20 protein-coding genes are annotated in these 20,968 nt (G+C 53.1%); 15 read left to right on the top strand and 5 right to left on the bottom strand.

Annotation, left to right across the window (positions count from 1 at the left end; all coding sequences use genetic code 11):
• Nucleotides 1–65 precede the first annotated feature (65 nt).
• The 9 genes from DP091_RS07970 (at nucleotide 66) to DP091_RS07930 (ending at nucleotide 9,553) form a co-directional block, all read left to right on the top strand.
• Nucleotides 66–2,153 (top strand): alpha-glucuronidase family glycosyl hydrolase, encoded by a 2,088-nt coding sequence (locus DP091_RS07970; protein WP_113057827.1) that lies wholly within the window; start codon nucleotides 66–68, stop codon nucleotides 2,151–2,153.
• Nucleotides 2,154–2,363: 210 nt separating this feature from the next.
• On the top strand, nucleotides 2,364–2,909 hold the full coding sequence (locus DP091_RS07965) for a hypothetical protein (RefSeq protein ID WP_113057826.1): 546 nt from the start codon (nucleotides 2,364–2,366) through the stop codon (nucleotides 2,907–2,909).
• A gap of 174 nt (nucleotides 2,910–3,083) precedes the next feature.
• Nucleotides 3,084–3,407 (top strand): metal-sensitive transcriptional regulator, encoded by a 324-nt coding sequence (locus DP091_RS07960; protein ID WP_071218722.1) that lies wholly within the window; start codon nucleotides 3,084–3,086, stop codon nucleotides 3,405–3,407.
• Between the two features lie 285 nt (nucleotides 3,408–3,692).
• On the top strand, nucleotides 3,693–3,893 hold the full coding sequence (locus DP091_RS07955) for a cation transporter (protein WP_113057825.1): 201 nt from the start codon (nucleotides 3,693–3,695) through the stop codon (nucleotides 3,891–3,893).
• A 36-nt stretch (nucleotides 3,894–3,929) separates the two neighbouring features.
• On the top strand, nucleotides 3,930–6,359 hold the full coding sequence (locus DP091_RS07950) for a heavy metal translocating P-type ATPase (RefSeq protein ID WP_113057824.1): 2,430 nt from the start codon (nucleotides 3,930–3,932) through the stop codon (nucleotides 6,357–6,359).
• 87 nt (nucleotides 6,360–6,446) lie between these two features.
• Nucleotides 6,447–7,088, top strand: coding sequence for an NAD(P)/FAD-dependent oxidoreductase (locus DP091_RS07945; RefSeq protein WP_113057823.1), 642 nt, complete (start codon nucleotides 6,447–6,449; stop codon nucleotides 7,086–7,088).
• A 361-nt stretch (nucleotides 7,089–7,449) separates the two neighbouring features.
• Nucleotides 7,450–7,914 carry a MarR family winged helix-turn-helix transcriptional regulator gene (locus tag DP091_RS07940; RefSeq protein ID WP_253300754.1) on the top strand — a complete coding sequence of 155 codons (465 nt, stop codon included), beginning with the start codon at nucleotides 7,450–7,452 and terminating at the stop codon, nucleotides 7,912–7,914.
• An 18-nt stretch (nucleotides 7,915–7,932) separates the two neighbouring features.
• Nucleotides 7,933–8,685 carry an SDR family NAD(P)-dependent oxidoreductase gene (locus DP091_RS07935; RefSeq protein ID WP_113057821.1) on the top strand — a complete coding sequence of 251 codons (753 nt, stop codon included), beginning with the start codon at nucleotides 7,933–7,935 and terminating at the stop codon, nucleotides 8,683–8,685.
• A 109-nt stretch (nucleotides 8,686–8,794) separates the two neighbouring features.
• On the top strand, nucleotides 8,795–9,553 hold the full coding sequence (locus DP091_RS07930; protein WP_113057820.1) for an SDR family NAD(P)-dependent oxidoreductase: 759 nt from the start codon (nucleotides 8,795–8,797) through the stop codon (nucleotides 9,551–9,553).
• Nucleotides 9,554–9,616: 63 nt separating this feature from the next.
• On the opposite strand, the gene DP091_RS07925 is transcribed toward DP091_RS07930, so the two are convergent.
• The 5 genes from DP091_RS07925 to DP091_RS07905 all read right to left on the bottom strand — a co-directional run bounded on the left by DP091_RS07925 (nucleotide 9,617) and on the right by DP091_RS07905 (nucleotide 14,947).
• A complete protein-coding gene (locus tag DP091_RS07925; protein ID WP_113057819.1) occupies nucleotides 9,617–10,654 on the bottom strand; it encodes an LLM class flavin-dependent oxidoreductase in 1,038 nt (345 codons plus the stop codon).
• Between the two features lie 525 nt (nucleotides 10,655–11,179).
• Nucleotides 11,180–12,487, bottom strand: coding sequence for a serine--tRNA ligase (gene serS, locus DP091_RS07920; protein ID WP_113057818.1), 1,308 nt, complete (start codon nucleotides 12,485–12,487; stop codon nucleotides 11,180–11,182).
• Nucleotides 12,488–12,818: 331 nt separating this feature from the next.
• Nucleotides 12,819–13,589: an ABC transporter permease gene (locus DP091_RS07915; protein ID WP_113057817.1), complete on the bottom strand. Its 771-nt coding sequence runs from the start codon at nucleotides 13,587–13,589 to the stop codon at nucleotides 12,819–12,821.
• Nucleotides 13,590–13,625: 36 nt separating this feature from the next.
• Nucleotides 13,626–14,336 carry an ABC transporter ATP-binding protein gene (locus DP091_RS07910; RefSeq protein ID WP_113057816.1) on the bottom strand — a complete coding sequence of 237 codons (711 nt, stop codon included), beginning with the start codon at nucleotides 14,334–14,336 and terminating at the stop codon, nucleotides 13,626–13,628.
• A gap of 86 nt (nucleotides 14,337–14,422) precedes the next feature.
• Complete coding sequence (locus DP091_RS07905) at nucleotides 14,423–14,947, bottom strand: PadR family transcriptional regulator (protein ID WP_113057815.1); 525 nt, start codon at nucleotides 14,945–14,947, stop codon at nucleotides 14,423–14,425.
• A gap of 221 nt (nucleotides 14,948–15,168) precedes the next feature.
• On the opposite strand from DP091_RS07905, the gene DP091_RS07900 reads away from it, so the two are divergent.
• The 6 genes from DP091_RS07900 (at nucleotide 15,169) to DP091_RS07875 (ending at nucleotide 20,968) form a co-directional block, all read left to right on the top strand.
• On the top strand, nucleotides 15,169–16,152 hold the full coding sequence (locus DP091_RS07900; RefSeq protein WP_113057996.1) for an aldo/keto reductase: 984 nt from the start codon (nucleotides 15,169–15,171) through the stop codon (nucleotides 16,150–16,152).
• A gap of 200 nt (nucleotides 16,153–16,352) precedes the next feature.
• Complete coding sequence (locus DP091_RS07895) at nucleotides 16,353–17,108, top strand: threonine/serine exporter family protein (RefSeq protein WP_113057814.1); 756 nt, start codon at nucleotides 16,353–16,355, stop codon at nucleotides 17,106–17,108.
• A gap of 23 nt (nucleotides 17,109–17,131) precedes the next feature.
• Nucleotides 17,132–17,614, top strand: a complete 483-nt coding sequence (locus DP091_RS07890; protein WP_113057813.1) for a threonine/serine exporter family protein — start codon at nucleotides 17,132–17,134, stop codon at nucleotides 17,612–17,614.
• Nucleotides 17,615–17,931: 317 nt separating this feature from the next.
• Nucleotides 17,932–19,698, top strand: coding sequence for a LytS/YhcK type 5TM receptor domain-containing protein (locus DP091_RS07885; RefSeq protein ID WP_113057812.1), 1,767 nt, complete (start codon nucleotides 17,932–17,934; stop codon nucleotides 19,696–19,698).
• Nucleotides 19,685–20,482 (top strand): LytR/AlgR family response regulator transcription factor, encoded by a 798-nt coding sequence (locus tag DP091_RS07880; protein ID WP_113057811.1) that lies wholly within the window; start codon nucleotides 19,685–19,687, stop codon nucleotides 20,480–20,482. Before DP091_RS07885 ends, DP091_RS07880 begins: the two co-directional genes overlap by 14 nt.
• A gap of 186 nt (nucleotides 20,483–20,668) precedes the next feature.
• Entirely contained in the window at nucleotides 20,669–20,968 is a 300-nt protein-coding gene (locus DP091_RS07875) for a DUF485 domain-containing protein (RefSeq protein ID WP_113057810.1), read from the top strand.

Below are 20,968 nucleotides of genomic sequence, written 5' to 3'. Positions count from 1 at the left end.
GGTTCAAGTAACGGCAATCCGAAGAGATGGCACTGACTTTTTGGCCAAAGAAGGAGGAACTGATAATGAACAGCACTTTATATAAAGCGTGGCTGCAGTATGCGCCCATAAAGGACCGGGAGCTTGTCTCCGGATACAGCAGGCTGCTCGGCACGATTGTAGCGGACCTGCAGCAGTCGCGGGTTGCGAACGCCGCCATTGAGGAACTGAAGAGGGCGTGCCAATCCATGCTGGGTTTTGACCCCGTCATTACGTCCGAGGCCCCGGCTTCATCTTACTTCGAGGTGCGCATTTCGACCCCAGCCGAAACCGGCATAGGGGAAGTGGATGGGCCCGGCTCAGGCGAGAAGGGGAGCCGGATGGCAGCCCAGCTAGGTGCAGATGGATTCCAGCTGGAGCACTCAATCCAAGGTCAGCAGGAAAAGCTGGTGCTGACCGGTGGGTCCGGTAAAGGCGTATTATATGGGGTGTTTCATTTATTGAGATTGCTGGCCTCCCACCAACCGTTAACCGGATTGAAGGTGACCGACCAGCCAGTGAACGGACTGCGGATGATCAATCAATGGGACAATGCCGACGGCTCGGTGGAACGCGGGTACTCGGGCCCCTCGATTTTTTACGAAAACGGACGGTTCACCGAAAATCTGGATCGCGTAAGAGACTATGCCCGCTTGTTGGCTTCCGTGGGAGTGAATGCTATCTCCATTAATAACGTCAATGTGCATGAGATCGAGACGAAGTTCATTACGGCGGAATATTTGCCGACGATTGCGAAGGTCGCGGATATCTTCCGGCAATACGGCATTTCATTGTACTTGAGCATTAACTTTGCTGCTCCGCTGCATATCGGCGGCGTATCGACCTCCGATCCGCTGAGCGAAGAGGTTCGGCAGTGGTGGAAGGATACGGCGGATGAAATTTATGATTATATCCCGGACTTCGGCGGCTTCCTGGTGAAGGCGGATTCGGAGCATCGTCCGGGCCCGTTCGCCTATGGCAGAGACCATTCCGATGGCGCCAATATGCTCGCTGAGGCCTTGGAGCCGCATGGCGGGCTCGTTATCTGGCGCTGTTTCGTCTACAACTGCATGCAGGATTGGCGGGACCGCAGCACGGACCGTGCGCGGGCGGCCTATGATCATTTTACCCCGCTGGACGGCAGATTTAAGGACAATGTGCTGCTGCAGATTAAGAACGGGCCCATGGACTTTCAAGTGCGGGAACCGGTGTCGCCGCTGTTCGGCAGCATGAAAGAGACCAATCAAGTGCTGGAGTTTCAGATTGCCCAGGAGTATACGGGGCAGCAGCGTCACGTATGCTATTTGGTGCCGCAGTGGAAGGAGGTGCTGGATTTCGATACCTGTGCGAATGGGTCGGGGTCCGAGGTGAAGAAGATCGTGAACGGTTCCCTGCACGGTATGAAATACAGCGGGATCGCCGCCGTTTCCAACATCGGAAATGATGAGAACTGGACGGGGCACACCTTGGCGCAGGCGAATCTGTATGGCTTCGGACGACTGATCTGGGATCCGGAATTGTCCTCCGAGGGGATAGCGGAAGAATGGACGAGGCTGACCTTCGGCAATGACGACACGGTGGTCCACACGGTATGCGACATGCTGATGCAATCGTGGCCGATCTATGAAAGCTATACCGCCCCGCTCGGAGTGGGCTGGATGATTACGCCGCATACGCATTACGGTCCGGATGTGGACGGCTATGAATATTCAAGGTGGGGCACGTACCATTTCGCCGATCGGGACGGGATCGGCGTCGATCGCACGGTGGCATCGGGCACAGGCTATACCGCGCAGTATTTAGAGCCGAATAGGGCTCGATATGATTCGCTGACGGATTGTCCTGACGAGCTGCTGCTGTTCTTCCATCATGTGCCGTATTCCCACGTGCTGAAATCCGGCAAAACGGTGATTCAGCATATCTATGACTCACATTTTGGCGGGGCGGAAGCAGCGGCAGGACTGCTTGAGACATGGACCTCATTGGAAGGAAAGGTCGATCCGGAGCGCTTCGCTCAAGTGACGGAGCGGCTCACGGATCAAGCCGAGCATGCGAAGCATTGGCGGGATGTGATCAATACGTATTTCTTCCGTAAATCCGGCGTGCCGGATGTACAGGGACGGACGATTTATTAAAATCATGTATAACAGGATGTAGAAATGAGGGGGTGCCCCATCAGGTGTTGGATCTGGTGGGCACCCTTTTTTCATGGCCGGATACTTTTCGAATGCCGAGCCTTTTGGTGTGCATGTACTTTTGATGACATGCTCTTTACCAGGTAAAAAATCGTGCCCTTTGCAACACTTTATATGGTAAAATACTGGAAAACTCCAGAGGAGGAGTAGATGATTAGATACTTCTGCTTGTTGATAGTATTGATGCTGGTCTTAGGAGGCTGCAGCGGCGGCGATGGACCCACGGAGAAGCTTACCAAAGAGGACATGGGGATCGTGCGTTTAGATAATGGCCAAAAGGTATACTACGGCATGAATCGCGCGGAGGCTGAAGAAGTGCTTGGCACGGGACAAGAGCATGCCAGGGGTGTATTTAATTACGAGTCCGGGATCGCGGTGTTCTACAGAGATGATGCCGTTGTTGCGATCAGAATGGAGGAAGAATCGAAAGGTCATTATCAAACAACTCGCGGTGCTGAAATAGGAATGGAAATTGGCGAGTTTAAGGAACGATATGGGGAGTTATATGCGCCATCACGGCCCGATGACATCCTGTATTACTTCTATGACTATAAAAAGGAAAAGTTCCTCGAGAAAAATTCGCCCGAAACAGAAAAAGAGGCGCGGAATATTTTTGTTTTTTCATCCATGTTTCATAATGGGTATGCGGACACCCTGTTATTTACGGATAGTTATTACGCGTCCTCTGGCAAATAATTCAGGACAGGGCGATAATCTTTGTGTGCAAAATCCAGGATCTACAGAACGGCATGCTGTTAAAGAGATGAACTTCATTCCAGAAGCTGGGCTTTATAGGGTGGGGGGCTATATGATATACTGAGATTAGGGTTAGATTAAGATGAAGCAATGTGATCAAGGGGGGGAATGGGTATGACAGTCGAGAAACATGTACATGATGCATGCGCAGTAACCAGTGAACGGAAGAGCCATCATTCCGATAAAACGAAAAGCAACCTCGTCAGCCGGTTGAACCGAATTGAGGGACAGATTCGCGGCGTGAAAGGCTTAATTGAGAAGGATACGTACTGTGACGATGTATTAAACCAGATCTCCTCGATTCAGTCGGCCTTGAACGGCGTCAGCAAATTGCTGCTTGAGCATCATATGAAGAGTTGTGTGGTGGAGCGCCTGCAGGAAGGCGACGATGAGGTTATTACCGAGTTGTTGACAACCATGAACAAGTTAATGAAATAATGGAATTCCTGGCTGGAGACGGTCTGATTATGATGAGTTTCCGTGGAGCTGCCACCTTCTAAAGGTGGCAGTAAGTGTTTATTTAGGGTGAAGAACAGCGCATGGTTATGCGGTTAAATCATAGCGAGGCTATTTTTAAAAAAAATGAGAAAACCCATTGACTAAATATAGGGTAGGGGGGTATACTAACATCAAGAAACGAGAACAACCCGTTTAAAACTAATTCCGGGCACGCTTTTAGAAGGGCTGCTCAAAATAATTCATAACCCAAAGGAGAGATTGAACATGGAACAGGTAACAATAAAAGTGGAAGGTATGTCTTGCATGCATTGCGTGAATTCCATTGAAGGAGCTTTAAAGAATGAGAACATCGAGGGACATGTGGATTTGAAGGCAGGCACGGTCTCCGTGAAATATGACGCAGGCAAAATCAACTTGGATCAAATCAAAGAAATTATCGAGGAACAAGGATATAACGTAGTTTAATCAAACGGCACGAGGATGCAGAGGGGTGAGGAGAAGATGGGAGCAGGAACAATGGAACAGAAGAAAACGTCGCTGCAGTTAACGGGTATGACATGTGCCGCCTGTGCGAATCGGATTGAGAAGGGTCTAAATAAAATGGAAGGCGTCCAGGAAGCGAATGTGAATTTTGCGCTGGAAAAAGCGTCGGTTACATTTGATCCGAATGTGGTTTCCGTCCAGCAGATGGAAGAGAAAATTGAAAAGCTGGGTTACGGAACGGCCAAGGAAACCGTGGACCTGCAGCTGATTGGCATGTACTGCGCCGCCTGTGCTACGAAAATCGAGAAAGTGGTAAGCAAGATGCCAGGTGTTAATCAGGCCAACGTCAATTTTGCGCTGGAGACGGCCCGGGTGGAATTCAATCCCGCAGAGGTAAGCCTTAGCGATATTCAACAGCGTGTGGAGAAGCTCGGGTATCAGGCGGTTTCAAAACAGGAGACGCTTGATCAGGAAGGTCACCGCAAGGAGGCCATCACCAAGCAAAAGCGGAAGCTGCTCCTGTCGGCGATTCTGTCGCTGCCGCTGCTCTGGGCCATGGTGAGCCATTTCTCCTTCACCTCCTGGATCTGGATGCCGGAACTGTTCATGAACCCTTGGTTCCAGCTGATTCTGGCCACGCCGGTACAGTTTGTTATCGGAAAACAATTCTATGTGGGAGCCTATAAGGCTCTTCGCAACAAAAGCGCCAATATGGATGTTCTGGTCGCACTCGGTACCTCGGCAGCGTATTTCTACAGTCTGTATTTAACGATCGATTGGGCCGCTGCCGGAGCAAATGCACACCATGGGCCCGAAATGTACTATGAAACGAGTGCGGTGCTGATCACGCTGGTCATTATGGGGAAACTGTTCGAATCCCTGGCCAAAGGCCGTACATCGGAGGCTATCAAAACGCTGATGGGGCTTCAAGCCAAAACGGCGCTGGTCGTTCGTGACGGTCAGGAGATGACCATCCCGGTGGAACAGGTTTTGGTGGGTGATCTTGTATTGGTGAAGCCGGGTGAGAAAATCCCGGTGGACGGTAAAGTTGTGGAGGGCACGTCGGCGGTAGATGAGTCGATGCTGACAGGTGAAAGCATTCCGGTTGAGAAAAAAGAGGGCGACGCCGTCATCGGCGCCACCATAAACAAGAACGGGCGCTTGACGCTTGAAGCGACGAAAGTGGGTAAAGAGACCGCTCTAGCCCAAATTATCAAGGTGGTTGAGGAAGCACAAGGCTCCAAAGCGCCGATTCAGCGGGTCGCTGATGTCATCTCCGGCATCTTCGTTCCGATCGTGGTGGGCATTGCGATTGTTGCCTTCCTCGTATGGTACTTCTGGGTAACGCCTGGTAATTTCGCGCAATCGTTAGAAATTGCCATCGCGATTCTGGTTATTGCTTGTCCGTGTGCGTTGGGTCTGGCTACACCGACCTCGATCATGGCCGGGTCGGGCCGCGCTGCAGAACTTGGCGTTCTGTTCAAGGGCGGGGAGCATCTGGAGTCCACCCATAAAATTAACACGATTATTCTGGATAAAACAGGAACGGTAACAAAAGGGAAACCTGAGTTAACCGATGTGGAAGTTCATAACTTTGATCAAGAGCTGTTCCTTCGTCTGGTCGGATCGGCTGAGAAGAGCTCCGAGCATCCGCTTGCCGAAGCGATTGTTGCCGGGATTGAGGCCAAAGGAACGCGGCTTCCGGCTGCGGAGCATTTTGAAGCCATTCCAGGCTACGGCATCCGTGCCAGCGTGGAAGGACATGAGGTGCTGGTAGGCACACGCAAGCTGATGGCACAGCATAATGTGCCGGTTGATTCGATCCTTGGCAGAATGTCGCAGCTTGAAACCGAGGGCAAGACTGCTATGCTGACGGCTGTAGACGGCCAATATGCGGGTCTTGTGGCTGTGGCAGACACGATCAAGGAGACGTCCCGTGCTGCCGTAGCCAGATTGAAAGAAATGGGCATCGAGGTCATTATGATTACCGGGGACAATGAACGCACGGCACAGGCTATCGCTAAGCAGGTTGGCATCGACCATGTGCGTGCCGAGGTACTGCCGGAAGGCAAAGCGGATGAAGTGAAAAAGCTCCAGCAGCAGGGCAAGAAGGTCGCCATGGTCGGCGACGGCATTAACGATGCGCCGGCCCTTGCGGTTGCCGATATCGGCATGGCCATCGGCACAGGTACGGATGTGGCCATGGAAGCCGCAGACGTTACGCTGATGAAGGGCGACCTGAACAGCATTCCGGACGCCATCTACATGAGCCGCAAGACGATGAGCAACATTCGCCAGAACCTGTTCTGGGCGCTGGGCTATAACTCGCTTGGCATTCCGATTGCCACCATCGGGCTTCTGGCACCTTGGGTGGCCGGGGCCGCCATGGCACTGAGCTCTGTATCGGTCGTGCTGAATGCTCTTCGCCTGCAGCGGATGAAGGTATAACGAATGCTGGCAGACCCTTTATATAGAGTATGATTGGTAACCGAGCAAGAGAACGATATTTGGGTAACTTGATGGGAGTGTAGACATTTGGCCATGCAAAAATTTGCAGTGACACCCGGATTTGAAGTGGGCGGGACGCTGTTCCGCCCGGATCAGCTGGCCGTATTGGGCTCCATTGTGGGCGAGGACGCCCGCATTGAGATGACTACCTTTAAGCAGCTCTACGTGGAGATGGATGCAGAGCGGGTAGAAGAAGCCCAGATGAAGCTGGAGGCTGCCGGACTTCAGGTTCATCCCGCCGGCTTTGTCTCCAAGAGCCTGATCACCTGCAACTTTTGCCGGGGGGCGGAAGATTCGGGACTGGATGTTGCAAAGATGCTGGATGAAGTAATCGCCGATCATCCTGTACCCAATCCGCTAAAGATCGGTTACGCAGGATGCGCGCTTGGCACCAGCGAACCGCTGCTGAAAGATATTGCCGTGATGAAGATGAGGAATACCTATGATATCTATGTTGGTGGAGAGCCGAGAGGGTTGAAGGCTGCTCTGGCGAAGCCGCTGCACACGGATCTAGCGCCGAATCAACTGGCTCCGATCATCCTGAAGCTGATCGCCGTCTATCAGGAGAACGGCAAGAAGAAAGAGAAGTTCTCCCGCTTCGTGGATCGCATGACGATCGAGCAGCTGCGTCAACTCACGCTGGATGCACGGATGGATACGGCAGGGTAAACGTAAGGCTTAACAGGCATCACCTTTTGGGTGAATAGGATACGCCGAAACGAGGATGGATATACTTTCAAGAGCACCTGAGGGTGCTCTTTTTTTATAGATTACAACACGCTATCTTACTTGGATCCTTGCTTGGATCGATCAAGCGAGTTCTTGAACGCATTTTGTCTTCCCTAATTGCGACACGGGAGCTTTTTAATGTTGTTTTTTTATGGATGAGGACAGTGGGAATAACAACCAGATCGGGCATTTTATCGTGGTTGACGATCGATGTGAAAGGGTATACAATTTATATTGTTAAAAGCTTTTAACTATTTAAATTTGTAATATATTTGTAAGGACTTCGTTGTGCATCGAGGTGATGAAACTGGATAAGAGGGAACAATTATCTAACATGGTTGCTCGTCAGATGATGACGCTTGTGGCGAACTATGCCAAGATTCTGGACAATGATTTGACCGGCCCGCAGTACTACGTGCTTCAGACTTTGGCTTATGAGGGGCAGCAGACCAGCTCATATTTTGCCAATGCCTTGAATGTTACGCTGTCGGCCGTGACCAACTTGAGCAACAAGCTGGTCAGTAAGGGTTATATCGAACGGGTGGCGTCAAGCGAGGACAGGCGTCAGGTCTATCTTAAGATTACGGAGCAGGGCCGTGAGGTTGAAGCCCGGATGATTGCGAAGTACCGTGAATTGAATGAAGGCTTATGGTCGGATTTCTCGGATCAGGAGATGGATGTGTTAATCGCTTCATATGAGAAGATGATTGAACATTTGCAGCTTAAGATCGGGCAGTCCAAAGAAGATAGCCAAACCAACGACTAATATTCAGGAGGGTTTCCCATGGGGAGATTAGACAATAAAGTAGCAATCATTACAGGTGCAGCAGGTGGGATGGGTAAAGCTGACGCTCTTTTGTTTGTGCAGGAGGGAGCCAAGGTTGCGATTACGGACCTACAGGAAGACAAGATCAAAGACGTCGTAGCGGAGATTGAAGCCCTTGGCGGCGAAGCGATCGGATTCAAGCACAATGTAGCTTCCGAGGAAGACTGGGTTCGTGTCGTGGACGAGACCGTTCAAAAATTCGGCAAGATCGACATTCTGGTCAACAATGCCGGTGTCTCCAATGCAACACCGTTCATGGATTTGACGGTGGAGGGCTGGGAGAAGACGATGTCGATTAACGTTACGAGCATATTCCTCGGTCAGAAATATGTCATTCCGCACATGATCGAAGCCGGCGGCGGTTCCATCGTCAACATCTCCTCCATTGCCGGCCTGACAGGGGGCAGCGGCGCCGGTCCTTACACGGCAAGCAAAGGCGCGGTACGCATGCTGACCAAAGCCACGGCCGTGGACTTTGCGAAGCATAACATCCGCTGCAATTCGGTTCACCCTGGCTACATCGAAACGCCAATGACGGTGGATCTGTTCAAGGATGAGCACATGATGCAGTGGTTCCAATCCCAGACTCCGCTTCCACGCCTGGGCAAAGCGGAAGATATCGCACGTGGCGTATTGTTCCTTGCTTCGGATGAGTCTTCCTATATTACAGGCGTTGAGCTGCCGATTGACGGCGGATATTTCGCGAAGTAAGCCATGCTTTCCATTGACCTGTATTTATAAGCTATAGAAGACAGAAACGATAGGGATACAAACTCGGTTAGAACTCATTTTATATTTTCAACAAGGGGAGTGTTGTTTCATGTCCGATAACAAACAGATCGCTGTCATTACCGGCGCAGCCAGCGGGATTGGCAGAGCCAGCAGCTTGAAACTGGCAGAGAACGGTGCAACGGTAGTGCTCGTTGATTTCAACAAGGAAGCCGGCGAAGAAACGCTGCGTTTGATCAAGGAGCAGGGCGGAGAAGGCATCTTCGTGCAAGCGGACGTGACGAAAACTGAAGATGTCCAGAACTACGTGAACAGGGCGGTTGAAGCTTACGGCCGAATCGATTTCTTCTTCAACAATGCAGGCATCGTGCAGAAGTTTTCGATGCTGGATGATATCGACGAGGACGAATTTGACCGTCAAATGTCCGTGAACGTCAAGGGTGCTTTCCTTGGCATGAAGTATGTGTTGAAAGTCATGAAGGAGCAGGGCAGCGGACATATCGTCAACACCGCTTCCACGGCGGGTATCCGCAGCGAGCACAGTGCAGCCGCTTATTCGGCAAGCAAGCATGCGGTAGTGGGCTTGACGAAGGGAGCAGCGCTGGAATACGTGAAGCAGGGCATTCGCGTGAACGCGATTTGTCCGGGCGGCGTTCAGACGCCGCTTACGGCAGCGGTAGCCAAGTCCTTCATGGAAGGGGGCTACGTGCCTGAGGAAGTGGGCAACATGCGGATGGGACGCCCGGCTGAGGCGGATGAAATCGCGAACGTGGTTGCTTTCCTGGCTTCCCCAGGCTCCAGCTACATGACAGGCTCGCTGGTTACGATTGATGGCGGATTGACGCTGTAATATATAAAAAAGACCAGTCAAGCACCGGAATACCGGGTTTGACTGGTCTTTTTGGTTTACCATTTATTTGATGCCGACGACATCCGCCAGCAGCTCATAAGAACGCAGGCGCGCCTCATGATCATAGATGGCGGCCGCGACAATGATTTCGTCCGCATTCGTTGACTGCTGGAACTGTTCCAGCTGCGCGCGGACGGTTGCGGGGCTGCCGATGGCAGAGAAGCTGAGCTGGCGCTTCACGATGGCCTGCTCCTGCAGGTTCCATAGCTCATCCATGCTGTCCACCGGCGGACTCAGCTGGCCGGTGCGGCCGCGGATGATATTCAGGAACTGCTGGTACGGCGAGGTAGCCAGGCGCTGTGCTTCCTCATCGGTATCGGCACAGATTACGTTCACGCCGATCATGGCATAAGGCTTGCTCAGCTCGGATGAAGGACGGAAGCTGGTGCGGTACAGGTCGAGCGCGGCCATCAGATAATCCGGGGCAAAGTGGCTCGCAAAAGAGAACGGAAGCCCCAGCTGTCCTGCCAGCTGCGCACTGAAACCGCTGGAGCCGAGCAGCCAGATCGGAACATGCAGTCCTTCCCCGGGAATCGCCCGGACGCGCATGGATGAGCCCGAGATGGGCTGGAAGTAATTCCGCAGCTCGCCGAGGCGGTCCGGGAAATCCTGGCCGTCGCTGCCGGGGCCGCGGCGAAGCGCCCGGGATGTGAGCTGATCCGATCCCGGCGCACGGCCTAAGCCGAGATCGATCCGGCCGGGATAGAGCGATTCCAGGGTGCCGAACTGCTCGGCTATGACCAAGGGAGCGTGGTTCGGCAGCATAATGCCCCCGGCTCCGACGCGGATCTTGCTCGTGCCCCCGGCGACATGGCCAATGACGACCGAAGTGGCCGAGCTGGCGATTCCCGGCATATTGTGGTGTTCGGCAAGCCAGTAGCGGTTATACCCCCACTTCTCGGCATGCTGGGCCAGATCGAGCGTATTTCGCAGCGACTGTGCAGCGGTGCTGCCCGCTGTAATCGGGGCGAGATCCAGAATGGAAATAGGGATATCGCGAAGCGTTTTGGACGCTGTATGATCAAGATGGGGTTCTGTCATATGGAATGACCTCCTTATTCGTGCGCTGCACGGTAAGTTGTTATATAGGGAGAAGACAACCGTCTGATTGGATGCCGAAAAATATGAAACCTATTTATCGATAGTTGGTATCCCTATATAACGAACATTATATACCTACTTAATCCATAAGAAAAATATACATCGATATAACTTCAGAGAAGCCGGACCGCATCAAGAGGAAATTTTTCTTGCGATTATCGAATGGTTCAGCTTCGCTGAAAACATATGGGCATCGATAATCTAAAGAAAAATATACATCGAAGAACCTTCATATAGGCCAGACACACCTCCGTCTAATATATGCCTTCCGAGCCTATCTAAGTAAAAAAAGATTGCCATCATCGTTCGCGGATATTCTTATCGTACAAAGACAGCGTAACGGACCATAGAACCTAACCAAGAGGAAAGGCAGCCGGGTCCCCGGCTGCCTTTCTATGTCGCTACGAATGGATGGTCTCGAATGACAGCCTATAGAATCGCACCCTATTCGTACTGCAGCTTTCTTTACTCCATGACACCATCGGCTGGTGGCTCTATTCGCTCCATCCCGTTCATGTAAGGTCTGAGCGCCTTCGGTATGAGAATCGAGCCATCGGCCTGCTGGTGGTTCTCCAGCAGCGGGATAAGAATTCGCGGCGAAGCCACGGCCGTATTGTTCAGGGTGTGGCAGTAGCGCAGCTTGCCTTCCGCGTCCCGGTAGCGGATGTTCGAGCGACGCGCCTGAAAGTCGAGCAGATTCGACGACGAGTGGGTCTCCCCATAAGCCCCACGGCTTGGCATCCACGTCTCGATGTCATATTGCTTGTACGTTTTTTGCGACATATCCCCGGTACAGACGGCAACGACACGGTAAGGCAATTCGAGCTTCTGCAGCAGTTCCTCGGCATTGGCCGTGATTTCTTGTAGAAGCTGTTCCGAGGTTTCCGCGCTGGCTTCGCAGAGAACGACCTGTTCCACCTTGGCGAACTGATGCACCCGGTACAGGCCGTGGACGTCCCGGCCGCCCGAGCCGACCTCGCTTCGGAAGCACAGCGAAGCTGCCGCCAGGCGAATCGGCTGCGTCACATCGACGACTTCACCGCTATAGAACGATACGAGCGGCACTTCCGAGGTACCGACGAGCCACTTGTCTTGCTCCGTAATTTGAAAAGCCTGATCCTGGCCAAGCGGGAAGAAGGCGGTATTCTCCATGGCCTCCGTCCTTACGGTTAACGGTACGTCCATAAGGGTGAAACCCTTGGCGACCAGCATATCCACCGCAAGCTGCTGAACGGCCCGATGCAGCACTGCGCCGATGCCGGTCAGATAGTAGCTGCGCGTGCCGGCGGTTTTGACGCCGCGGGGGATGTCGATCATCCGGTGTTGTTCGCCGAGCGTGACATGATCCCTGAATTCATAATCCAACACGGGCGGCTCGCCAACACGTCTGATCTCTACATTGTCCTCATCCGAAGCTCCGACCGGCGTATCCGGCGAAACGATATTGGGCACAAGGATGAGCAGCTGGGCGTAACCCGCATCGACCTTCCGGTACAACGCTTCCTGCTCGTCAAGCTCCATATTAATGTCCTTGACCTGTTGTTTCGTCCGCTCGGCTTCTTCCTGTTTGCCTTGCCGCACGAGCTTGCTGATCTCCTGCGACATGGCATTGCGCCGCTGCCGCAATCCCTCCACGGTCAGGAGCAGCGTCCGACGCTGGTCATCCAGCCGGACAAGTTCAGCAACCGAGAGGGCGATGCCTTTCTGGTCAGCTACTCGCTGCAGTTCTTCCTGATTTTCTGTGCTTTCCCGGACCCATTTCATATCTAGCATGATCACCGCGCTCCTTTTTCTAAAAAAATAAAAAAAGCGTCCTAGTCCATATGGGACGAGGGACGCTTGTGCGCTCGCGGTGCCACCCAAATTGATTGAACCGTAACCTCATCACGAAAACAGGCGGGTCCGTGTTCAATCCACTTTGATTCCGCGGTAACGGGCGGGTCCGGTTAACTTAGGGGGATGGCTGATCGGTTAAAGGATCGGATCCCCTTGACGAGAACGCCTCGGAGTTGGAAGCTCTTCATCGGCCTGATGTTGATATTGTTGTTCAGTATACCGCATGAGATGTCTTTTATACAAGAGGCTCTTCGGATTTTGTGTACTGTTACATTGAGGCTGTTTTCTTCGCACTTCCCTGCTTCCATCCGGCGGGATGCTCCGCATCCCAGCGGAAGGTCCATGCGGCTGCGCCGAGGATAAGGATCGTGAAGCCTGCGAGGATCAGAAGGGGCATCCAGATGCCGGAGACACTGCCTTGCGGAGAAACGGCAGTGGACATGGCATCGACCAGGTAGTGGAACGGCTGCAGTTTCCCCAGGATGATGACCCATGCAGGCGCATGTTCTAAAGAATAGAAGGCTTCGCTTGTCAGCAGCATGGGAAAACTCATCAGGTTCGAGATCATGTTGACATTGCCCTCATCCCTGGACAGGTTGGCTGCAAGAAAACCGAGTGCGGTAAAACAAACGGTGCCGATCAGAAGGACAAGCAGCATCAGCGTGAGCCCAGTGAGGCTTAGCTTCACGCCGAGCATAAATAGACTCGTGAGAATGACACACACGCTGACGAGCAGTGCCAGCACGGTTCGCGCCCCCGTCATTGCGGTAATGAACGAGACGGTGCGAAAAGGTGTCACCCGCAGCAGCTTATAGATGCCGCGGTTGCGCTGGGCCATGACGTTAAAGGCGGTAACCATCGTGGCCCCAAACAAAATGTTGGTTGTCAGCACGCCTGCGAGGAGGCGGTGAGAATAGGCTGCGTCGTTGAAATACAGTCCCAATCCGATCAGCATGGCAATGGGAAACACGATGTTCCAGACCAGGGTATGGGTGTCGCGGAACATGCTCCGCAGCATGGTGGTCATAATAATTCGCATAGATATTCCTCCTTAGGTTTTGGTTACAATCGGCCGCTATTCCCGTTCATCTGTCAGTTGGATATACAGTTGTTCGAGGCTATCTGTTCGGTAATAGCTGAGGAGCTCATCCGGCGTGCCGGAAGCTTTCACCCGCCCATCACAGATGAGCACCAGCCGGGAAGCGAGTTTATGAACTTCCTCCATGTCATGCGAAGTGAAAACGATCGAGGTGCCCTTGTCTGCCAGGGAACGGATCAGCTCCCGGATATCCCGGCGTGCCCGCGGATCCAATGCTGCGGTGGGCTCATCAAGGAACAGCAGCTTGGGTGTATGGACTAGCGCGATGGCAATGGCGAGTCGTTTCTGCTGGCCCCCCGAGAGACGAAGCGCATCGGTATTGGCAGCATCCGTAAGCCCGAAGCTGCTAAGGTGCTCGATGAGCACCGCATCCTTGAGCCGCTTTTCATAGAAAGCAGCGAACATTCGCAGATTCTCAAGGGCCGTAAATCCCGGAAAGAAGGGAGTGGATTGCAGCTGGAGCCCGATATGCGGGGCAGGATCCTTGGTCCAGTAGGTGACCGTGCCGATATCGGGCCGGCGCAAGCCCAGCACCAAGTCCAGTGTCGTCGATTTCCCCGAGCCGTTCGGCCCGATGATCGCAAGCACTTCACCTTCCCGTATATCCAGAGTCACATCATGTACGGCCGTTCGCTGACCATAAGTTTTTCTTAAACCCTTCGCTTGAATGAGAGTAGGTAACATCATCTCGTGTTCACGCTCCTTATTAACCAATATTATATATCCAATGTTGGGTATTGACCGGAAATGAAAGCCGCAGCTGATGCTGAGGCTTATTCTTGAACGAGTGTTATGATCTTGTTGAGAAAGGCGATGTCCTGTTCCAGGATCGAGATCGCATTGTCGAAGGTGGCCAAGGCGATTTTGGATAAGCCGTACTGCCCTTTGATTTCTTTACCCGAACGCCATTGTGCCAGCGATTCTTCCACCTGCTTGAGGTTCTGCTGCAGCAATTCCACCGCTTCCTGCTTCGGAACGCTCTCGATCCAGACCAAACCGAGAGAGAAGTCGGATTTGACGGTGTGGGGAGGAAGCGTCAAGGTTTCACGGATCATCTTCTGGAATAACTTCTCGCCATCATCCGTAATACTGTAAATTTTGCGAAGTCTCGCACCGGTCCGCTCTTCAGCAGTGGCTGCAATCAGACCGTCGCTTTCCATCTTGTTAAGTGCATAATAGATCGAGCCGGACAGTATATTCGTCCATATGTCCATACGGCTGGCCTGAATAAGCTGCTGAATTTCGTAGCCGTGCATCGGACGCTGGCGCAGAAATGAGAGCAGGATGAGGTTGGTCATATTGGGTCACTTCCTTAGGGTGTATGTTTGAAGGAGAATTTCATGACTGGATATCCAACGTTGGATATATGTTGATAGTAATTATAGAGTCTATGGAATGAATTGTCAATAACCGGCGGAAAAATAAGTAAATGTCCCAAATGGATTGTATGGAAGCGATTTAACGTTTAGTCTAGTAGTGTGAACTAGTATGGCAGTTGGATGAGGAGGCTATAATGTCGATGAATTACAGACAATTGGGAAATACGGAGCTTCACATTAGCGAGGTCAGCTTCGGCACATGGGCGATCGGAGGCTCATGGGGGCAGACCGATGATCAGGAAGCCTTGAAGGGATTGGACCGCGCCATCGGCGAGGGTGTGAACTTCTTCGATACCGCCGACGTCTATGGCGATGGGCATGCCGAGGATTTGCTTGCGCGCGCAACCAAAGGGAAGGAAGAATCCGTGCATGTCGCCACCAAGTTTTGCCGAGCGGGTGATATTCACGATCTTCAGACCTATTCCGAAGCATCGATCCGTCGTTATTGCGAGAACAGCCTGAAGCGGCTGCAGCGGGAACGGATTGATCTCTATCAGGTTCACTGCCCTCCCTTCGAGGTGTTGAAGGACGGGCGAGTGTTTGAAGTGCTGGACAAGCTGCAGGCCGAGGGGAAAATCCGGCATTACGGCGTCAGCGTGGAGACGGTGGAGGAAGGTTTGTTTTGCCTGGGGGTACCTGGCGTAAGGTCGCTGCAGGTTATCTTCAATCTGTTCCGCCAAAAACCGCTGGCCCAGCTGCTCCCGAAAGCCAAAGCGTCGGGCGTTGGCATTTTGGTGCGCTTGCCGCTTGCCAGCGGTCTGTTAACCGGGAAATTTACGGAGACCACCACCTTCAGCGAAGGGGATCACCGAAATTTCAATGCGAACGGGGAGCAGTTTAACGTGGGCGAGACCTTTGCCGGCCTGCGGTTCGAAAAAGGGGTTGAGCTCGCCAGAGAACTCGCTTGGATTGCCGAGGGCCGAGGTGACATGGCCCGTGCATCCATGCGATGGATTTTGGACTGTCCCGAGGTCACCGCCGTGATTCCCGGCTTCCGCAACGTCCGCCAGATCGAAGACAATCTGGGCACGCTGGACGTGCCTTCGTTCAGTATGGAGGAGAAAGAGCGTCTTGCGCTTTTTTATCAGGAGCAGGTAGCCGCGCACATCCGCGGTGCCTATTAATCCGAAATCCGAGGATACAACGTAGAGAAGCCTCCCGATCATTCGGGGGGCTTTTTTGTGCTGGAGGAGGGCTTTGTACGGAACGATTGCAGCTGCCGCAGTGCTGCTTTAAAGCATATCCTATGCTTGATCATGGTAATGATAATATAATATAGGCAAAGATTCTGAATCGGAATGTGTTCAGCAGGAGGATTGCCGTTTTGAATGATTTGTTGAAGCAGGAGCATGACATCATCAAGGTTTGCTTGTTAGCAGGAAAAATCATGCTGCAAAGCGGGGCGGAAACCTATCGGGTCGAGGATACGATGATGCGGATCGCTGCGGCTTTCGGCGTGGAGAACAGCCACAGCTATATGACTCCGACCGGGATTATCTTCTCGGTGGAGGAGCCTCAGCATATAACGCGTCTCATTCGTATTTCGGATCGGACAACCAATCTCGATAAGATCCATCAGGTCAACAGCGTGTCTCGGAGCATCAGCCTCGGTGAGCTGACGATTGAAGAGGCGCACAGGGCGCTTGAGAAAATCGAGCATGAACAGGCGATTTATCCGACATGGCTGTTGATTCTCCTGTCCGCGGTCGCAAGCGGCTGCTTTCTCATTATGTTTCGCGGCATCTGGCCGGATTTCGTACCGGCGGCCATAGCGGGCGGTCTTGGCTTCTCCTGCTTTGTCTTCATGCATCGGGTCATACCGGTGCGATTCTTCGCCGAATTCTCTGGAGCGCTGGTCATCGGCATAACCTCGGTATGGATGGTCAGATACGGACTAGGCCATCAGCTGGATACGATCATTATCAGCTCCGTGATGCCGCTGGTACCGGGCTTGCTGATCACGAATGCTATCCGCGATCTGATGGCGGGGCATTTGATATCCGGCATGTCCAAAGGCGCGGAGGCATTTGTTACGTCTTTTGCCATCGGTGCAGGGATTGCGTTTACGTTGTCATTCTAAGAGATGAGTGAGTGGAGGTGAAGATGGTGGCAACCTTTTATATACAGCAGCTCATTACGAGTTTTGTTGCTTCGGCGGCCTTCGGGATCCTATTTAACGTACCCAAAAAAGCACTGCTGCAGTGCGGGTTTGCGGGCATGGTGGGCTGGCTGCTCTACATCCTGCTGCAGAACATGATGGTTGAGCCGGTGACGGCTACCGTGTTTGCGGCTTTTTGCGTGACGATGATCAGCCATTTTTTCGCCAAAAAATACAAGACTCCCATTATCGTGTTCAGTGTGTCCGGGATTATTCCGCTCGTACCGGGTGGTGTTGCCTATAATGCCCTTCGCCATGTGGCTCAGAATCAATTCGATCAGGCCATCCAGTTGGGGGCGCAAGCGTTCATGATTTCAGGCGCCATCGCGCTTGGTTTGCTGCTATCGGAGGTGACCAATCAGGTTATCCGGAAATGGTCGATAACCCGGAGAAGAGCCGGAAAACCCAATTCGACCGGCTCGTCGTAAAATCTCGCGATTCCAAAGAGACCTAACCTATCAGGTTGAGGAACATGTTCGAATATTTGGCTTGCAGCTGCTTACTGGCCGTATCCTTCGCCTAACCGCGGGGGATACGGTTTTTTTGAATGCCTTGAGGAACATGATCTCTGCGTGGACATTTTTACATAAGTTTCATGTTATTCCTTTTAATTGTCCAAATCTTCGCTGTGCTATATAATCTTTACTGCATGAAATGAAACCGCATTCACTTCCGTCCAATCTATCGATTATGTACACTGACCGTCAGATGAAGATTCCTAGTCCATCAAAGAAGAGGGATGTCCATGCAGGAGTTGACGCTGCATCTGTTCGAACGGATGGGCATGCTGCTCATCCTGACTTTTATACTGACGAGAATTCCGTTGTTCCGCCAATTGCTGGACCGCAAAGAGATGTCCGGCACGCGAATGTTCATCTATGCCTGTCTGTTTGGCCTCTTCGGGATCCTCGGCACATACGCAGGCGTTGTCGTGGAGAATGGCGAATCGAGCTCCTCCTTCTGGCTGATGCGGTTGACGGAGGAGCAGGCTCTGGCCCATTCCGCTCTGGTCGGCGTCGTAATTGGCGGGCTGATCGGCGGGCCCCGCGTTGGCATCGGGGGCGGGCTGCTGGCAGGAGCCCATCTCCTGTATATCGGCGGCTACACGGGGCTGGCAGGAGCAATCGCCGTACCGCTTACGGGCGCCCTGGCCGGGGGCGTAGCCCGATTCTTCTCACAGGAGCGGGTGATCTCGCCGGCAAAAGCGTTATTCGTCGGCATGTTCGCCCCGATCCTGCACATGGGAGTTATTTTGATCTGTGCGGATGAGCCGGACCGCGCGGTGGAGCTGGTCAACCTGATCGGTCTGCCGATGGTGCTGACGAACAGCATATCGATTGCGATCTTCACGACGATGCTGCGCGTTGCGCTCACCGAGGAAGAGCGGGCAGCCGCGTACGAGACGGAGAAGGCATTCCATATCGCGGAAGCGGCGCTGCCGCATCTGAAGCAGGGCTTGACGTACCGCACCGCACAGGCCGTGGCCACCTTGCTGCTGCGCGAGCTGAAAACAACGGCCGTTGCCATTACGGATACGGAGCGGTTCCTGGCCCATGCCGGTGCCGCCAGCCGTACCATTGATCCCGGAGAAGAGATCACATCCGACTTGACCAAGAATGTCATTGCGACCGGCGAGCTTCGGATCATAGAGAATGCGGAAGATATTCAGCCTCGTCATCCGGCGCTCGGCGCCGCCATTCTTGTCCCGATGATCGAGGGTCACGAGATCGTGGGCGTCATTCAGTTCTATTTCAAGCGGCCGCAGGATATTCGGCGCGTCGAGCTGGTGATGGCCCAAGGGCTTGGGCAGCTCATTTCCTATCAGCTCGGGGCCACGGCCCACGAGAAGATGAGCCATCTAATGAAAGAGGCGGAGCTGAAGCTTCTGCAGGCGCAGATCAATCCGCATTTTCTGTTCAATACACTCAACGCGATCCATTCGTTGATCCGGAGCGATCCGCTGCTGGCAAGACATGCCACGATGCAGCTGGGGGCGTTCATGCGCTTGAACGTCAAGGTGATGGCCTCCCGCAGAACGACTATTCGTGAGGAAATGGAGCTGTTGAATGCCTATCTGGACATTATTCAAATCCGGTTTGAGGATCAGTTCACGTTTGAATGCAAGCTGGATCCGGTGCTTGGCGAGCTTATGATTCCGCCTGCAACGCTGCAAATGCTGGTGGAGAACAGCATTAAGCACGGCTTGCGCGATAAGGCGAGCGGGGGCATCATCCAGTTGACCCTAAAGCGGGCGGGCGATCTGGCGGTTGTACAACTGCGGGACAACGGGGCAGGCATCTCGCCTGAGGTGCTGGACAGTCTCGGCGAACAGCCGATCATCGGCAGCGAGGGGACGGGAAACGGCATTTACAATATCAATCAGCGTTTAATCAGCATGTTTGGCAAGGAGGCCAGACTCATCGTAGAAAATCTTGCAGAGGGCGGATGCAGCATATCCTTCAGCATCCCCTGCAATCTATCGGAAGGGAGCCGGTACCGTGAAGCGAATTAAAGCGATGATAGCGGAAGACGAACGATTGGCTAGGGAGGAGCTGGCTTACCTGCTGGAACAGGAGCCTGATATCGAGCTGCTTCCTCATGCCGCGAACGGCCGGGAGCTGCTTGAGCTGGTTTCATTACGGCAGCCGGATGTCGTCTTTCTCGACGTTCATATGCCGGAGCTGGAAGGGTTGCAGGCTGCGCGAATGCTGAAAGCCTCCCCGATTTCGCCCTTCATTGTGTTTACGACAGCCTATGACGAGTATGCTGTCGAAGCGTTTGGTCTGAACGCGATTGATTATCTGCTGAAGCCTTACAGCCATATGCGATTAAAAGAAACCCTGCAGCGAATACGCAGCAGGGTTCATGAACGGCAAGCCCCGCAAAAGCGAGATGCTTATGATGTCGCCCCACAGGCAGCCTCGTATCCTTCCACTGAGGCGGCTCCCCGGAGCATGCGCGGCAAGCTGCTGTTCGATGATGGGGACAAACATGTGCTCGTCGATCCCGAGGCGATACTGTACGCGGTGCGCGAGGAACGGGTCATTCGCATCTGGACGGCGGAAGGCCAGCGGATTACGAGCAAGAGCACGCTGCAGGAGCTGGAGGAGAAGCTCGCGGGTCACTCGTTCTTTCGTCCTCATCGCAGTTACCTGGTTAACGTGAACCGGATCGCGGAGCTGTCCCCTTGGCAGAACGGCGCTTACAATATTGTGCTGAAGGATGAGCAGCGGACAATGATTCCCTTGTCGCGGGAGGCAGCCCGGGATTTGTTCCGGCTGTTAAGAGATGCATAGGGAGACGCGCGGAAGGACGGTGATGGTCTCCCGGTTCAGGCGGCATATCCGCCCTTTCGCGCACCCAATCGAACGTTTCGCGCAGGAGCTGTGGTCGCGGGCAATCCTCCTGTATATAATCATTCTAAAGCGCTTTCATTCATGGGAGACGCCATAGAATCCTGATCGTTAATGGAGGGAAAGGCAATGGAAGAAAAAAGCTATTCCGAAGTATGGCATTCTGAAAAATTCAAAACGCTGCTCTCCCGCAAGAAACGGTTCATTATTCCGATGACCGTCTTTTTTCTTCTGTTTTACTTTGCGCTGCCGATTCTCACTTCGTACACTGACGTGTTGAACCACCCTGCGATCGGCCCGATCACGTGGGCATGGGTATTTGCCTTCGCGCAGTTTGTCATGACATGGGTCTTGTGCATCCTGTACTCCCGCAAGGCGGCCCAGTTTGACCGTATGGTAGACGATATTAAAAAGGATATGGGGGCGTAA

This window comes from Paenibacillus sp. MDMC362 (assembly GCF_003269305.1).
Classification (GTDB): domain Bacteria; phylum Bacillota; class Bacilli; order Paenibacillales; family Paenibacillaceae; genus Paenibacillus_AQ.
The sequence above is the reverse complement of the archived record's forward strand: the minus strand, read 5'-3'. Positions and strand labels throughout refer to the sequence as shown.

Excerpts from the sequence above, each read along its gene's own strand:
- DP091_RS07905 (WP_113057815.1), bottom strand. The coding sequence starts at position 14,947 with ATGACCAACCTCATCCTGCTCTCATTTCTGCGCCAGCGTCCGATGCAC.
- DP091_RS07875 (WP_113057810.1), top strand. The coding sequence starts at position 20,669 with ATGGAAGAAAAAAGCTATTCCGAAGTATGGCATTCTGAAAAATTCAAA.
- DP091_RS07910 (WP_113057816.1), bottom strand. The coding sequence starts at position 14,336 with ATGATGTTACCTACTCTCATTCAAGCGAAGGGTTTAAGAAAAACTTAT.
- serS (WP_113057818.1), bottom strand. The coding sequence starts at position 12,487 with ATGCTAGATATGAAATGGGTCCGGGAAAGCACAGAAAATCAGGAAGAA.
- DP091_RS07900 (WP_113057996.1), top strand. The coding sequence starts at position 15,169 with ATGAATTACAGACAATTGGGAAATACGGAGCTTCACATTAGCGAGGTC.
- DP091_RS07960 (WP_071218722.1), top strand. The coding sequence starts at position 3,084 with ATGACAGTCGAGAAACATGTACATGATGCATGCGCAGTAACCAGTGAA.
- DP091_RS07965 (WP_113057826.1), top strand. The coding sequence starts at position 2,364 with ATGATTAGATACTTCTGCTTGTTGATAGTATTGATGCTGGTCTTAGGA.
- DP091_RS07915 (WP_113057817.1), bottom strand. The coding sequence starts at position 13,589 with ATGCGAATTATTATGACCACCATGCTGCGGAGCATGTTCCGCGACACC.
- DP091_RS07885 (WP_113057812.1), top strand. The coding sequence starts at position 17,932 with ATGCAGGAGTTGACGCTGCATCTGTTCGAACGGATGGGCATGCTGCTC.
- DP091_RS07935 (WP_113057821.1), top strand. The coding sequence starts at position 7,933 with ATGGGGAGATTAGACAATAAAGTAGCAATCATTACAGGTGCAGCAGGT.
- DP091_RS07970 (WP_113057827.1), top strand. The coding sequence starts at position 66 with ATGAACAGCACTTTATATAAAGCGTGGCTGCAGTATGCGCCCATAAAG.
- DP091_RS07890 (WP_113057813.1), top strand. The coding sequence starts at position 17,132 with ATGGTGGCAACCTTTTATATACAGCAGCTCATTACGAGTTTTGTTGCT.
- DP091_RS07940 (WP_253300754.1), top strand. The coding sequence starts at position 7,450 with ATGAAACTGGATAAGAGGGAACAATTATCTAACATGGTTGCTCGTCAG.
- DP091_RS07930 (WP_113057820.1), top strand. The coding sequence starts at position 8,795 with ATGTCCGATAACAAACAGATCGCTGTCATTACCGGCGCAGCCAGCGGG.
- DP091_RS07950 (WP_113057824.1), top strand. The coding sequence starts at position 3,930 with ATGGGAGCAGGAACAATGGAACAGAAGAAAACGTCGCTGCAGTTAACG.
- DP091_RS07925 (WP_113057819.1), bottom strand. The coding sequence starts at position 10,654 with ATGACAGAACCCCATCTTGATCATACAGCGTCCAAAACGCTTCGCGAT.
- DP091_RS07955 (WP_113057825.1), top strand. The coding sequence starts at position 3,693 with ATGGAACAGGTAACAATAAAAGTGGAAGGTATGTCTTGCATGCATTGC.